A 14743-nucleotide genomic window follows, 5' to 3' on the forward strand; every position below is an offset into this window, starting at 1 on the left:
AAAATATTGATAATAATGATGAAGGTGTCAACATGGTCAATGTGATCCTAAACCTTGCCAAATCACTTGGTATGACCGTTATTGCAGAAGGGATCGAAACCGAACAACAAGCCCTAAAATTAAAGGAACTAGGATGCCATTTTGCACAAGGGTTTCTATTTTCCCGTGCCATAAAAGCAGATCAAATCCCTTAAATGATTAAAAATCAACCTTATAAAAAACTACTTTCATAATTCATTCGGATTTTCCTATTTCATAATGCATACTTAAAGCTAAAAATAATAATTCAGCAGGGCTACTATGAAAGAAATATATAAACGTCAACCAACAATCAGAACTTTACCAAAAAGAAGTAACATCAATTCAAATGGTCATATTTTTGGCGGATGGATATTATCGCAAATGGACAGCGCAGCAGGTATAGAAGCCATGCGCCGAGTTAAGGGTCCGGTTGCTACGGTTGCCATTGAAGCCATGAAGTTCTATGCGCCCGTCAGCATTGGAGATTGGATGAGCGTCTATACGGATATTACGAAAGTGGGTAAAACGTCCCTCACCGTTCATATCGAAGTAACCGTCGTAAGTCGCGACAACGAAGAAGAAACAGTTGTCACCGAAGGCGATTTTATCTTTGTAGCCTTAGATAAAAACCATCGCCCGAAAGTAATTGACCAATAATTATTCAAACAAATATTTCGCCATTACTGGCTTAATTTCTGTTTGTCTAATGGTTGCCTTAAAAATCAAATCTTCCGGTAATCCATATGAATAAACCGGAACATTAATGCCTGTATGTGCCTGATCATCGATATTATCAGTTCCATAATAAACGGTCATTTCATTACCGCCGTTTGTAAGAAGCATCTCATATAGGCCCGGTAAGTTTTCTGCCGTCCGGTTATAATCTTCATAATATGGATGATGAATATTTTGCGTTGAACCACCATGGTCAGCAGTGATAATGACAACCGTATTAGGGTCGGTTTTCGCATATTCGACGGCTAGTTTAGCTGTGCGGTCAAATTCAAGCATTGACCCCATTGAACCACAAATGTCCGCATCATGCGCCGCTTTATCAATCGACGCCCCTTCGACCATTAAGAAAAAACCTTTATCATTATTTTGCGATAAATTATTCAATGCCTTTTCAGTCATCATTTCAAGTGATGGAATATCTTTATGTGCAGGATTTGCAATGCAGCGCTGTGCATCAGGGAAAACCACTTGTCCATCTGTATCAACTGTTACTTTTTCTGCAGGTTTCCCATCTTCAGCGATCCAAGGCCTAGGTAAATGATAATCAGAGAATATCCCCCAAAGCTTATCCCCGCCTGCTTTTTCAAGTCCTGCTTTATCCGTAACTATATTATAACCACTTGAAAGCGCATAATCTCGAATTGTGCCTTGATCTTTTGCAGCGGGTAATAATTGATATCCACCACCAAGAAGCACTTCCATGTCTAAAGCAAGCATCTGATCGATAATTGGTACACTTGTTGCGGTGCAAACACTGTCACCAGCTTTCATACAATAACGGTCATCAGCATGGGATGCGAATGATGCGGGCGTTGCATCAGTAATTACTGCCGTTGTCACAAGTCCCACTTTAATGCCTTTTTCTTTTGCTTCTTCGGCGATTGTTTTAATTGGCGCGCCATATTGCGCCGTTGTTGCAATTCGTCGCACACTCGTAAGTTCACCGGTCGCAAGTGCAGTACCACCGCTGGCACTGTCACCAACAAATGCGATATTTTCTGCATTATCATTACGTTTGGAAATAACAATGGCCGATGATTTGGTTTCCATTGTATCCAAAAACATACCCGGACCGCTGTCAAATTCGTAATTTCGGGTTACTGAAATTTCAGCTTCCCCCATACCGTCACCAATCAACAATATTACATTTTTTGGCTCATCGGTGACTTCTGCGCACGCACTAAGCGCGAGCAAAGGCAGTGCTAATAATAATTTCTTCATTTTAAACCCTAATTGAATAAGAACTTTTTCATGGCCGGATAAATTTCCGTTTGTTGAATAACGCCTGTCAAATCTTCGGCATTATCCATACCATAGGTTAATACTGGAACATTAACACCCGTATGTGATTGGTCATTAATATTATTGGTCCCATAATAAACCCCTAATTCATGTCCACCCCTTGTAAGGAGTGATTGATAAAATCCAGGAATTAGATCACGTCTAATCGGTGAACCGTCATAAGTTTCTGGTTTATAAATCACTTGAGTTGACTGACCATGATCGGCCGTCACGATTACCGCAGTATCCCCTAATTCTTTCGCATAATTAACGGCCATCTTTACCGTTCTATCAAAGGCAAGCATCTCACCAATCGTACCACATGGGTTTGATACATGCGCCGCTTTATCTATAGAAGCCCCCTCAATAACAAGGAAGAACCCGTGACCACCAACTCTCAGGTTATCGATAGCATATTTAGACATTTCCTCTAACTTTGGAATGCCTGCATGAGCTGGGTTTATTTCACAGGCTGCGGGTTTAGGAAAAATAACTTCGCGATTACCATTAACTTCAAGAAAATCAGCTCCTTTTCCACCTGGCCCAACCCACTCTGTTGGTAAATGCCCATTTGAGAAAACACCAAATGTTTTGGTTCCAACAGCAAGCTTAATAAGGTCTTCCCGTTCCGTGACAACCGTATATCCTAATCCCTTGGCTTTCTGTTCTACACTGCCACCTTGCACGGCAGTTCCGGGTAACAGATTTTTTCCCCCACCTAACATCACATCCACATTATGATCCAACATTTGATCAACAATCGGTGTATCTGCAAATTGACTACACGCTTTTGCACCTTTGACAAAACAATATCTATTTTGCGCATGCGCGGCAAACGAAGCCGGTGTCGCGTCCGTTATTATCGATGTGGTAACCAATCCCGTTTTATATCCGCGTTCCTGAACTTCTTCTAAAATTGTTTTATAATGGTTACCATCAAAGGCACTCACGGCGACCCGCCCTGCACTTGTTCTGTTTCCGGTCGATAACGTCGTGCCCCCGCTCGCGCTTTCACCGGTAAATTCAATTTTCGTTGGATCATCAACCATAAGCTGCTTGACGATAACAGAACCGCGATCTTTCATTTCATCAACATATAATCCGGCATCACCATCAAATGCATAGGCACGCGTGACAGCAATTTCAGCTTCTCCCATGCCGTCGCCTATCAATAAAATAATGTTTTTTGGTGCCGCAAGTGTCGCCGTAATACTTGCCGTAAAAATCGCCGTTGCAATTAATAATGATCGTTTCATGAAAAACATCCCTCTATTCTTTTATATATGATCTAACAAAGCATCATTTCGAATATATTACAATGGTGAAAGATGAAAAATAAACATTGTAGTTCTTATATTTTTAATTTTAAAATTGAATTCTAATTGATAAAAATATGGTTACTAGTAATCTATCACTCAAATTTAAAACTTATTGTAAGTGAAATTTATGATGAAAAATAATGCTTTAATCGGCTTACCCATATTAGCTGCACTTTGGTTTCTCATCACTGTTATCTGCGGCGGTATAGCTTATGAGAATTACAACCATATGATCCAATTTATAAGCGAACTGGGAGCCACAGGGACCTATACGGGTGCTTTTATTAATTATATAGGCTTCATACCTACTCAGCTCATTATCCTGTTATTTATTATTATATGTGCACATAAATTACCGCGATCATCTTTGAATACAGTAGGTTTATTGCTTTTATGTGTTTATACATTTTCACTAACCATCGCAGCCATTTTTCCATGTGATTATGAATGTAGACCACAGACACCATCAACTAGTCATATGATACATATAGCGTCTACGATACCTGCCTATTTAAGCGGGGCAATGGCCATCTTCATCTTATCTAAAGGCTTGAAAAAGTGGGCACCATCTAAAGCATTTGAAAAATTAGGTTATGCCATATCAATATTAATACTGATATGCTTTTTTAGCTTAGATGACAGTTAACAATATGTCGGTCTCATTCAGCGAATATTAGAAGCATCCATCTTTTTATGGTTTATCCTTTTTGCTCAACATATTAGAAAAAATTGCTAAACCATTAATAACTGAAAACCCAATACACAGTAGTTATTTAAAATTAATTCCTCGATTTTCTCCTAATTAAGTTTACTATAAAAATAACAATTAAAGGGAAATGGGAGAAAATTCATGAGTGCCGCTCAAGGAATTAAAGAAACAAATCAAAAATTCATGACTTGATTTAATGAGGGAAATGCAGCTGGTGTCGGGTCCTGCTATTCGGAAGACGGCTGTTTTATGGTTCCAAATGCAGATACATTTCAAGGAAGAGAAGCCATTACAAATGCAATCCAAGGATTAATTGATGCTGGCGTAACTAAAATTGAACTAAATACTCATGAGATAGAAGATTTAGGGAAAACGGCAATTGAACATGGTGAATTCGCACTCTACGCTGGCGAGAATGTCGCAGATAAAGGTAGGTTCATGGTTCATTGGATTAACGTTGATGACGACTGGTTACTCTATCGGGATATAATTAATAGCGTCCTTCCTGCTTCGTAATAATATATCAACGCTTGACTTCATATTGTTCAGGAACTTTTGGATAAGCCATTATAAATCCATCTTTATTCGGCATTTCAACCTTTGGAAGCGTATCTTTATTCATAACGGCATCTTCTGGGATAACGCCATTTTCATGAAGTAAATATGCAGTTAAAGAATAATAATCACTATTGGTAAGCGACATTGGCGCGAGAAGCGGCATTGCTCTACGAATATAGTTAAATACAGTTGATGAATAAGGCCAATAACTGCCAATTGTTTGCTCAACGTTTGGCTTGCCTTTTTTATCAGTAACCCCAAACAACTTTCCTATATCATCTTTTACAGGGTCGCTCTCACCGGGCATGTTATGGCAAATATTACATTGTTCTTTAAAAAGCACTCTACCGGTTGCAACATTTCCTTCACCTTCCGGTAAAAATTCACCGTCCGGAAACACAGACCAGAAACTTTTATCAATGTCTTTTTGTGTCGCCGGTTCCCCAAAACGCGACTGCTGGGCGTTGGCCAGCTGACTAAACAATAAATGTTGGGTTGGTAATAAAAGTGAAGCGATAATTAATGTTTTACGCATAGACATTTTTAATCTCCCCATTTGGTGATACACCCCAACTTTGAACGGCATGGAAATGATAAAAGGCGTTCCTACCTCTTGCATCGATTAATTCTTTTCTGGTCGGTTGGATACGGCCAAATTCATCATAGGCGCGGCTTTGAAGTATTGCCGAACCGCCCTCCCACATCCACGGTATTCTGAAACGTGTAAGCATTTTTGTATGAATTGGCCCTTCTAGCGCCGCATCACCCCATGTTTGTCCACCATCAACCGAAACTTCAACACGAGAAATTTTTCCTTTACCCGACCATGCTAGTCCTGTGATTTCATATAAACCTTTTTTCTTAAGGCTCATGGCATTGGATGGTCTGGTAATAATTGATTTAACGTCTTGTTCCAAAGAAAATTGAAGCGCTTTATTATCTGGCATCATATCTGTATATTTGGCCGTTTCCTGTGCTGACATAACCGGTCTATCGCTGACATATAGTGACCGAAGCCATTTAACAGAAGTATTCCCTTCATAGCCCGGCGTATAGAGACGCATTGGGTATCCCTGACTTGGTCTAATGCGTTCACCGTTTTGTCGAATGGCGATCATTGTATCATCAAGTGCTTTATCTATCGGAATGCTTCTGGTCATCATGCCGTTATCGGCACCTTCGGCAATAATCCATTTTGCATCGGGTGAAATACCACATTCATCAAGGAGCGTCGAAAGAAGAACACCGGTCCATTCTGTGCCTGATACAAGACCATGAATTTGCTGAATAGGTTGATCTGTAGGTGTTTCTTGAAAAAGCACCTGACTATTACCACTACATTCTAGATAATGATGACGCGAAACGGTTGGGTAATTTTCCAATGCATCGATATCATATTTTAAGGGGTTCTTGACCATTCCATGGATTACAAGAAAATGCTTATCAGGATCAATATCTGGTATGCCCTGATGGCTACGTTCAAAATGTAACCCATTGGGTGTTATGGTGCCAAGCAAATGATCAAGGGGCGTTCTCGCAACATATTTTGTCAATCTAAGATCTAAAAATTTTTGTGGGAAATTTGGAATAAACCTTTTTACGTTTTCAACCTCAAAACGGGAACGGTCACTATATTCCAAGGCATCCGTACCTGGATAAATTGTCCAGTCATCCTGCCCTTCACCAATAATATCCTCACCATAAGCTGCACTTGCTGTTGCAAGAGCGGCCGTTGAAGCAATCGACGACGTTAAAAAAAGGCGGCGATTAAGCACCCCCCCTTTTGCAACATGATCTGTTGTATCAATCCCCGGTAGTTTTTTATCTTTTGACAAAATAAATACCCCTTATTTAATCATTCCTGTTTATAAAGAAATGAGCTTACATGAAGTAATCTATTACGTCAAAAAAACTATTTTGACTTTCTTAACCAAATCAACTTACTAAAAAAGGTCAGAAATAAATTGATCAATTTGCCGATCATACCAAGTTTCAACCTGCCCCTTTTCATGAAAGCCAACATGGCCACCGCCATCGGTAATTAATACCGTAACATTCTTTTGATTATCTTTTGCAATCGTCTCATAAGCCCCGATTGGTATCCATGGGTCATTTCTAGCGCTAATGATTAAAAGTGGAATTTTTATAGTGTCGATCTTGCGGGCACTTTTTGTTTGAAAATAATAATCTTCCGCGTCTTTATAACCGTTCTTTGGTCCGGTAATCTTATCATCAAATTCATAAATTGATTTGCACTTCAACATCAATTCTTTATCAGTTTTTGATAAGTCATTTCGTTTTGATAAATATTCTTCTTTCATATGGCGAAGAAGTCGTGATTGATAAATTTTATTCCGTGGACTTAATAATTTTTCCGCTGCGGATTTCGGGTCGATCGACGCCGAAACAACCGCCGCCCCAAGCAGGTTATAGTCCTTATTTTCTGCTAAAAAATTAAGTAAGATATTACCACCCAATGAAAACCCTATGATGAAAACACCCCGTGATTTTATGTCCTCGTCTAGATAGTCAAGGGCATCACTGATATCCGAAATATGGCCACCATGATAATGCTTTTGGCATGTTTTTGCGGTTGGTCCTGCCCCTCTTAGGTTTAATCTTAAAACCCGTGATCCTTTTCTTAAATGGTATCTTGAAGTGGTGAGCATATAAGCACTGTTTTCTGATCCCGTTAATCCATGAATAAGAATAATAAGTGGCCCCAAAACGTCCCCAAATGGTGTATCAAGGCTTGCCATAATTTCATCGCCAGTGCCATCATTGGTTGGAATGGTGAGCACTTTTGATTGTCCCGGCAATTCAATTTCACCAGCACATAAAAAATTTCTAATGGTTTGTAAATCGCCGCCCCACCACGGTGGTTTTTCTTTAAAAGTCAACTTCAACTCACTTATTTTGCATTTTTAGAAACGCTTAATTCCAAACCCAAGTTTTTTATTCATAATCGCATAAAGCATAGAGAATAGTGGACCACCCAAACAAAACAATGCCCAGGGCGCATAATCAATTGTCGCTACCCCAAGTGTTGTTGCCATATAAACGCCGGAAACGGACCAAGGCAAAATCGGATCGGTCATTGTTACAGAATCTTCAATAGACCGTGATAAATTTACTGGCGCAAGTCCAAGTTTTTTATAATTATTTTTATAGAGGTTACCAACAATCAATGCAGAAACACTTCCATGACTAGAAAGCGAAATCATCATTAGCCCCGTCACCATCGTTGACGCGATTAATTTAAAAATAGTATTTGCCGCCTTTAAAAGTTTATCGACGATATAATTAATTATGCCTGACGCTTCCATCGCGCCCATGAGCAATATAGCAGATATCACAATAATCATCGCACTCAACATTGAATTTATGCCGCCCCTATTCAGAAGAACATTTAAATCATCGCTTAACGGCATTAAATGACTTATTTCCCGCCCATTTAACATTTCTGTATTAAAGCCCGTCATGATTGCGGATACCGCATGACTTAATTCAAAATCTTGATAAAAGACACCGATTAAGGCCGCGACCAAAGTCGACAACACAATCCCGGCTAATGCGGGGAATTTTAAGAATATAGACATTAAAATAACAATCGGCGGGATTATCACCACAAAACCTGATTTAAAAATACCAAAAATTTCATTAGAAAGCGTAACGGCCATTTGCGGAAATTCAAATGTTCCATTTGTGTCATCAACTAAGCTTAGTCCAACAAAATAATAAACCACACCAGCTATCAAAAAGGATGGAACCGCGGTATATAACATATGACCGATATGATCATATAAATTAGCTCCAGCCGCTAGCGCGGCCACATTAGTCGTATCGGATAAGGGTGACAATTTATCCCCGAAATAAGCACCTGAAATAATTGCACCTGCGACAATTTCGGTTGGCACTTGTAAAACCGATGACATACCAATGAGTGCAATACCAATGGTGCTAACGGACCCCCATGATGTACCGGTCATAATTGACATTAATCCGGTGCATAAAAAGGCCGTTAATATGAACGTATTAATATCAATCCATTCAAGACCGATATTAACAAAATAAGGTATTGTGCCACTTAAAATCCACGCCCCAATTAATCCCCCAATTGAAAACAGTATCAAAAGTGCCGGGAACAATTGCGCGAGCTTCTGACCCGCTTTTTCCTGGACATTTTCCCAGCTCGAACCAGTATACAGAGCAATTAATGTTGCCCCGAATGTCGCCACCAATAAAGAAATAACAATCACATCATTTCCTTGCTCAATAAAAATTGAACCAAGAACAAAAAATGACACAAGTAATATGAACGGCAGCAAAGCCAGAAAAGCAGTTATCTTTTTTTGATTGTTTTCCTGATCAACCACTAACAATTACTTTCGAAAGCGCCTGATCGATATCAGCAATTAATTGCTGTGAATTCTCTAATCCTACCGAAAGTCTAATCATCGATGTTGAAAATCCAATCTCGGATAATTGGTTTTCATTTTTTCCTCTGTTTGGTGAAATGGCAAGACTTTCAAAACCTCCCCAGCTAACCCCAATTTTAAATCTAGTTAAATTATTTAAAAATGTGCTCACCTCTTGATATCCGCCAGAAACTAAATCAAAACTAAACAGTCCACTTGTCCCGGATAATTGTTTATCCTTTGGTTTTAAATCCGTGGAAAGGTCTGGATAATAAATATTCGCGATTTTTTCATGGTCTTTTAAATAATTGATCACATCTATTGCATTGGATTGATGTTCGCTCATTCTAACGGGTAACGTGCGAAGCCCTCTTAATAATAACCATGCATCAAACGGGCCCGCCGCAGCGCCATTAAGCAAAAATGCATTATAAAATATTTTTTCAATGATTTCTTTTTTACTAATCACTGCACCGGCAATGGTATCACTATGCCCACCAATATATTTTGAACAAGAATGAACAACAATATCAATCCCCATAGTGATCGGCTTTTGAAATAATGGCGTCGCCCATGTGTTATCGATGCCGGTTAGAATACCTTTCGCTTTCGCGAATTCTGAAATTTTCTTAAGGTCCACAAACTCAAACTTCATCGTCCCCGGACTTTCGAGCCAAATTAACTTGGTATTGGGCTTGATGAATTGCTCAAGGTCCTCTGCTTCATTCTGACTTACCCGATCATGGGAAATCCCAAACCCTTTAAGATGATCCGCAAGTTGCATGGTAGGGCCATAAATATCATTGACGAATAACACATGATCCCCTTGATTTAGTAGCCCCATGAAAACACTGCTGATTGCCCCCATACCAGACGCAAATACTTTGCAATCTTCGCCTTGCTCTAATGCGCATAACTTATTTTCAAGGATCGCAACCGTTGGGTTTCGCCCACGGGAATAAAGGATATTTTTATTTTCATCATCCAATGCCCCAACCAATTTTTCAAAAGTTGGAAACGTAAACAAGGACGTTTGGTATATGGGCGGTGTTACGGGGTTTGAACCTGAAACTTCCTCTGCACTTAATGATGTACATATATCTATATCAATTTGATCAATGGCCATAAAATTCAACTGCATTTTAACAAACCAATAAAGCGATTTATTTCGTGGCTTGCATAACTTTATAATTTTTTCGCAACCTATTGACCTTAAATGCTAAAAGTCTGTTTATGCAAGAACTTTCTTTCCCATTAAAATTTCATAATTTCAAATGTATAATTTATGAAATTAATTAGACCTTTAGAATAAACATATGATAACCGAACTCTTCGGCATATCGCATGGCTATCTCAACTTCATGTTTGATATCTTTATAGGCAGCGGAATTCGCCATTTCGCTTTCAAGCTCTTTTAATCTTATATCAAGCGGGCCATAATAATTCATCCATGCTTCATTGCTGACCCTAAAATGATCACAAATTTGATACCCGGCTTTTTTCATTTGATCCAAACGCGGATCAACATCTTGCATATCCGGATAGTCTTCGCGCCATTTTTGAACGGCTTCATCACTTGGGGTGTCCGTATGCCAAACCAAATCACTAAAAACCAAATGACCTTGCTCTGTTAAATATGGCTTCCACTTTTCCAACGCCTTTTCAACACCAATGATATAGGCACTTCCCTCCGCCCAAATTAAATCAAAACTATTATGAGAAAAGAGTAATTCTGCCATGCTTGCGTTTACGGTTTTTAATCGATCAGACATGCCAAGTTTATTAAAGCAGCCTTCCAACCTATCAAGCGCAGATTGTTCATTATCAAGGGCCGTAACAACCGCATCACTATTTTCCGCAAGTACCTTTGTGGCAAGTCCCTTACCGCACCCTATATCCAAAATTGTCTTTGGGGGCAAGGATACCATTTTTAATGCTTTTAAAGTATCAGCCCCACTCCCCGGTCCCCAATAGTCCAGAGTTTCATAGACTCTCATAAAGTCATTCATATATAAATCATGTTCATTCATATCTTTTGATAACCATTTTAAAAACTAAAGCGATTTTACTTTAAATCAGAAATACTAGTGATTGTAGCTTGATCAAAAATTTCTGATATTTCTTCACTCTGATAAAACATAATCGCTGAACCATGCAACTGCATCTCTTGAACATCGATCAATAAAGTTACGTATGATTTGGCGATTAAATTATGCCACTTAAGCAAGAATTGCCCTTTTCTTGTTTCAGTACAAATATATTCTAAGTTATCAATCTTAAGATCGTCAAGATGGCCCCCTATCCATAAAACTCTAGAGTTTTTGGGCCGATTTTTAAGATAACTTTTTCACCCGTAGAATAAGTATATTCAATCTTTTTATTAGCAAGGCCATTATTTCCCGTTGAAATTTTCATGATCATATCTCCCATTTATAGAGCATATATCAATTAAATTATTCTGTAAAATTTCCTTCATTTTTGAACGCCAAATCCCTATACAAAAATAAAACCCATAAAGCAAAAAACAAGACATTGTAAAAATGAATGATAAAATATCGAATGTCCGCTAACGACCCAAAGCAGACGTTCAAAATTGTCCGCTAGACTACCATGGGCATTATGTGTACTCTTACGATGTTTAGAGGGGATTTCTCCCGTGCAGTTCAAAATAGCTCAGGAAAATTATTTGTGATAAATAACATCAACGCCAATAATCATAAAAAAGAAGCAATTGTTATTGGCGCGGGAATAGTTGGATTAACGACCGCTTGTCGGCTTTCCGAAGAAGGATATTCTGTTACAGTTGTTGAGCAAAAAAGCAATCCTTCAGAAGGGACAAGCAAAGCAAATGCCGGACAACTTATTTATAACATTAGTGCTATGAGTTCTCCTTCATTCTTACGTAACCTTCCTAAAACACTCTTGAGCCCCTCACTAACAGGCGTTATTGCCACAGGATTAATTCATCCGAATAATTGGTTATGGGCTCTGTCTTTTATGCGGCAGTGCACGGCAAAGAAATGGCGAAAAAACACCCTTGAACTTATAAAAATGGCCCATAGTTCGCGAGATGCTTTGAATGAATTTCGCACACGCCATGAAATTGAGTTTAATTGGCGAAGTGACGGAAAAATATACCTCCACGAAACTGAAAAAGACCTTGCCGCCGCGAAACTATTTGCTGAATTTCAGCGGACTAACGGCGGCACTCACACGGTCATAACAAAAGAAGAGTGCCTAGAGCGGGAAGACGCGCTCATTGGTACAAAAAGAAAAATAGCTGGTGGAACTTATCTATCAGATGCTGCAGTTGGCGACTGTAAGCTATTTTGTAAAAACCTGGCCGATTTATTGACTGTAAAATTCGATGGTAAAATTATTTATGATGTGACCGCTGAAAAAATGTTGTTAAAAAAAGGTGGCGTTGTTGGCATCGAAACCTCTCTGGGCACATTGGAAGCGAATCTATTTATCGTCTGTGCTGGGCTGGTAAGCAATAAACTTTTACCTAAAGACTTTGTTGGCAAGAAATCCATCACTGGCGTCAAAGGCATCAGCCTTACATATCCTTCCGGTTCACACCCACCAAGTTTAAGTGTAACTGATACGGCAGGTAAATTTGTTGTGGCAAGACTTGGAAAACAAATACGCGTTGCAGGATATGCTATTTTTTCTGATAACCTAAGTATTAACCAAAAATACGTTGCGCTGCTTGCCTCTAAAGCAAAATCCTTAATGCCCAATGCTGCACTTTTTGATGCGAAACCTGAAGTTTGGACAGGTCTTCGTCCACAAACGCCCGATGACCTCCCTATGATAGGCAAAGCTGGTGCAGAAAACCTTTTTGTAAACGCTGGTCATGGATCAAATGGCTGGTTATTAGCATTTGGTTCTGCTGAAAAATTATTGGAAAAAATTAATGAGTGACTATGGCATACTTTCTATCCTGCCTCCCGCGTTGAGTATTGTTCTAGCGGTTTTGACGAGAAACATAATGCTATCGTTGACCGCAGGGGCTTTCAGTGGCGCGATGATCCTTGCCAATTTCAATCCTTTTTTTGCAATAGCAGAGCTTGTTGAAAAATATATCTTTATCCAGATAACTAGCGGTTCAAACGCACAGATTATAGTCATAATGTTAGCCATTGGTGGTTTTATTCATCTGCTTGAAAAGTCTGGCGGTGCAAGCGCCTTCTCATCGGTAGTGGCAAAATTTGTTTCAAGTCCTGCTCGCGCACAGTTAGCTGCATGGTGCGCTGGTGTGAGTGTATTTTTTACGGACTCAGGGAATGCTTTAATCGTTGGCCCTTTATTTAGACCCATTTTTAAAAGATTAAATATTTGCCGAGAAAAACTCGCCTATATTATTGATACCACTGCTTCGCCTGTCAGCATTCTTGTTCCCTTCATCAGTTGGGGAATATATATCATGAATTTGATTGAAAACACATATGACGACGTTGGTATTGAAGCAGAACCTTATCAGGTGTTATTAAGTGTCTGGCCCTATCAGTTTTATGCTTTCCTTGCGCTTCTCTCCATCCCAATGTTTTTGTCAACGGGCAAAGATTACGGGTTAATGGCCCGCGCGCAAGCGAATTTTAACAAAGAATTAAAAACGACCGACCTAAGTGAAGTCGATGTAAGCAGCCTCAGTGTAGAAGACAGTAAATCAACTTTGAGTACTGTCTTCTTACCGTTAGGCGTTCTCTTCGTTACCATGGCCGTTTATATGGGTTATTTTGTCGTGACAGAAGGGGTTCAAAGTATCCATATGCGCGGCGGGATATTAACCGCCTATATTTTTGCCTCAATAGCCTGCGCTTATTTAATGAAGAAACAAAGAAAGTATTCTTATGAGCAAAGCTTTCAAGAATATGTAAAAGGAATGCAAAACCTCGTATTCCTTTGTTTAATTATGGTTCTCGCTTGGTCGTTAAGCTCCATCTGTAAGGACCTTAGGACAGGATATTATTTGGCGGCAATAATTGGGGACAGTATTTCGCCAAGCTTTATTCCACCTATCGTTTTTATACTTGGAGCGACTATGTCATTCGCGACAGGTTCTTCATACGGTACATTTGCCATACTGCTTATCATTGTTATTCCAGTCGCTTATACTTTAAACGCTCCGCTTGAGCTGACCATTGCAGCCGTGTTAAGTGGTGGATTATTCGGTGATCATACATCACCTATATCCGATACCACCGTCCTCGCATCAATGGGCGCTGACTGCCCGCATATTGACCACGTAACCACCCAGTTTTCTTATGCAATAATACCTGGGGGCATAACATTATTGACTTTTCTGATTTCGGCCTATTACCCATCACCTTATATTATTTTTGCAGTTATACTTATTCAGCTGATGACAATAAAATCTATCATGTCGTTATTCGGAAAGACTATAGATAATTAGTGAGTGCCGAACGTCTGCTTTTGGCCGAAAGCGGACATCCATAAAATATATAATTGCCTTTCCTATTATATTCCAGTTAGGATGAAACTCTTTCAATATGTTAGTTTGACCTTATGTTGAAAAGTGGGGATTAATTTATAATAATATCAAATTATAGGAAGTAATTATGAATAAAAATGAACTTATCGATGGTGTCGCAAATTCCGCGGGATTATCTAAAACAGATGCTGGTAAAGCAGTTGACAGCGTTATAGATGCTATTTCAGGCGCTTTAGCTGCTGGA

Annotated in this window: 14 protein-coding genes and 1 pseudogene; 7 read left to right on the forward strand and 8 right to left on the reverse strand. The window is 39.2% G+C overall.

Annotation, left to right across the window (positions count from 1 at the left end; translation table 11 throughout):
* Positions 1 to 194, forward strand: a 194-nt coding sequence (locus tag ACTF6W_RS12225) for an EAL domain-containing protein (protein ID WP_438994830.1), incomplete at its 5' end; no start/stop codon positions are given.
* Positions 195 to 300: 106 nt separating this feature from the next.
* Positions 301 to 678 carry an acyl-CoA thioesterase gene (locus ACTF6W_RS12230; protein WP_438994831.1) on the forward strand — a complete coding sequence of 126 codons (378 nt, stop codon included), beginning with the start codon at positions 301 to 303 and terminating at the stop codon, positions 676 to 678.
* On the opposite strand, the gene ACTF6W_RS12235 is transcribed toward ACTF6W_RS12230, so the two are convergent.
* Positions 679 to 1977 (reverse strand): alkaline phosphatase, encoded by a 1299-nt coding sequence (locus tag ACTF6W_RS12235; RefSeq protein WP_438994832.1) that lies wholly within the window; start codon positions 1975 to 1977, stop codon positions 679 to 681.
* Positions 1978 to 1985: 8 nt separating this feature from the next.
* A complete protein-coding gene (locus ACTF6W_RS12240) occupies positions 1986 to 3293 on the reverse strand; it encodes an alkaline phosphatase (protein ID WP_438994833.1) in 1308 nt (435 codons plus the stop codon).
* 190 nt (positions 3294 to 3483) lie between these two features.
* On the opposite strand from ACTF6W_RS12240, the gene ACTF6W_RS12245 reads away from it, so the two are divergent.
* Both ACTF6W_RS12245 and ACTF6W_RS12250 read left to right on the forward strand, forming a co-directional pair.
* On the forward strand, positions 3484 to 4002 hold the full coding sequence (locus ACTF6W_RS12245) for a DUF998 domain-containing protein (RefSeq protein ID WP_438994834.1): 519 nt from the start codon (positions 3484 to 3486) through the stop codon (positions 4000 to 4002).
* Between the two features lie 267 nt (positions 4003 to 4269).
* Positions 4270 to 4581: pseudogene (locus ACTF6W_RS12250) on the forward strand (YybH family protein); the annotation flags it as partial.
* Between the two features lie 7 nt (positions 4582 to 4588).
* On the opposite strand, the gene ACTF6W_RS12255 reads toward ACTF6W_RS12250, so the two are convergent.
* The 6 genes from ACTF6W_RS12255 to ACTF6W_RS12280 form a co-directional block, all read right to left on the reverse strand.
* Complete coding sequence (locus ACTF6W_RS12255; protein ID WP_438994835.1) at positions 4589 to 5164, reverse strand: c-type cytochrome; 576 nt, start codon at positions 5162 to 5164, stop codon at positions 4589 to 4591.
* Complete coding sequence (soxC, locus tag ACTF6W_RS12260) at positions 5151 to 6458, reverse strand: sulfite dehydrogenase (RefSeq protein ID WP_438994836.1); 1308 nt, start codon at positions 6456 to 6458, stop codon at positions 5151 to 5153. The genes ACTF6W_RS12255 and soxC overlap by 14 nt, the downstream gene beginning before the upstream one ends.
* Before the next feature lie 108 nt (positions 6459 to 6566).
* Entirely contained in the window at positions 6567 to 7523 is a 957-nt protein-coding gene (locus ACTF6W_RS12265) for a YheT family hydrolase (protein ID WP_438994837.1), read from the reverse strand.
* 24 nt (positions 7524 to 7547) lie between these two features.
* A complete protein-coding gene (gene nhaC / locus ACTF6W_RS12270; RefSeq protein WP_438994838.1) occupies positions 7548 to 8999 on the reverse strand; it encodes a Na+/H+ antiporter NhaC in 1452 nt (483 codons plus the stop codon).
* On the reverse strand, positions 8992 to 10182 hold the full coding sequence (locus tag ACTF6W_RS12275; protein WP_438994839.1) for a trans-sulfuration enzyme family protein: 1191 nt from the start codon (positions 10180 to 10182) through the stop codon (positions 8992 to 8994). Before ACTF6W_RS12275 ends, nhaC begins: the two co-directional genes overlap by 8 nt.
* A 154-nt stretch (positions 10183 to 10336) precedes the next feature.
* Complete coding sequence (locus tag ACTF6W_RS12280; protein ID WP_438994840.1) at positions 10337 to 11050, reverse strand: class I SAM-dependent methyltransferase; 714 nt, start codon at positions 11048 to 11050, stop codon at positions 10337 to 10339.
* Between the two features lie 679 nt (positions 11051 to 11729).
* Here ACTF6W_RS12280 and ACTF6W_RS12285 point away from each other — a divergent pair.
* From ACTF6W_RS12285 to ACTF6W_RS12295, 3 genes are all read left to right on the forward strand, one after another.
* Positions 11730 to 12968 carry an FAD-dependent oxidoreductase gene (locus tag ACTF6W_RS12285; protein WP_438994841.1) on the forward strand — a complete coding sequence of 413 codons (1239 nt, stop codon included), beginning with the start codon at positions 11730 to 11732 and terminating at the stop codon, positions 12966 to 12968.
* Complete coding sequence (locus ACTF6W_RS12290) at positions 12961 to 14460, forward strand: Na+/H+ antiporter NhaC family protein (protein WP_438994842.1); 1500 nt, start codon at positions 12961 to 12963, stop codon at positions 14458 to 14460. Before ACTF6W_RS12285 ends, ACTF6W_RS12290 begins: the two co-directional genes overlap by 8 nt.
* A 166-nt stretch (positions 14461 to 14626) precedes the next feature.
* Positions 14627 to 14743: HU family DNA-binding protein (locus ACTF6W_RS12295; RefSeq protein WP_438994843.1), on the forward strand; the 117-nt coding region annotated here is incomplete at its 3' end.

Origin of the sequence: Pseudemcibacter sp. (genome assembly GCF_965661635.1) — a bacterium.
Lineage (GTDB): Bacteria > Pseudomonadota > Alphaproteobacteria > Sphingomonadales > Emcibacteraceae > Pseudemcibacter.

Excerpts from the sequence above, each read along its gene's own strand:
- ACTF6W_RS12230 (WP_438994831.1), top strand. The coding sequence starts at position 301 with ATGAAAGAAATATATAAACGTCAACCAACAATCAGAACTTTACCAAAA.
- ACTF6W_RS12235 (WP_438994832.1), bottom strand. The coding sequence starts at position 1,977 with ATGAAGAAATTATTATTAGCACTGCCTTTGCTCGCGCTTAGTGCGTGC.
- ACTF6W_RS12240 (WP_438994833.1), bottom strand. The coding sequence starts at position 3,293 with ATGAAACGATCATTATTAATTGCAACGGCGATTTTTACGGCAAGTATT.
- ACTF6W_RS12245 (WP_438994834.1), top strand. The coding sequence starts at position 3,484 with ATGATGAAAAATAATGCTTTAATCGGCTTACCCATATTAGCTGCACTT.
- ACTF6W_RS12255 (WP_438994835.1), bottom strand. The coding sequence starts at position 5,164 with ATGTCTATGCGTAAAACATTAATTATCGCTTCACTTTTATTACCAACC.
- ACTF6W_RS12275 (WP_438994839.1), bottom strand. The coding sequence starts at position 10,182 with ATGCAGTTGAATTTTATGGCCATTGATCAAATTGATATAGATATATGT.
- ACTF6W_RS12280 (WP_438994840.1), bottom strand. The coding sequence starts at position 11,050 with ATGAATGACTTTATGAGAGTCTATGAAACTCTGGACTATTGGGGACCG.
- ACTF6W_RS12290 (WP_438994842.1), top strand. The coding sequence starts at position 12,961 with ATGAGTGACTATGGCATACTTTCTATCCTGCCTCCCGCGTTGAGTATT.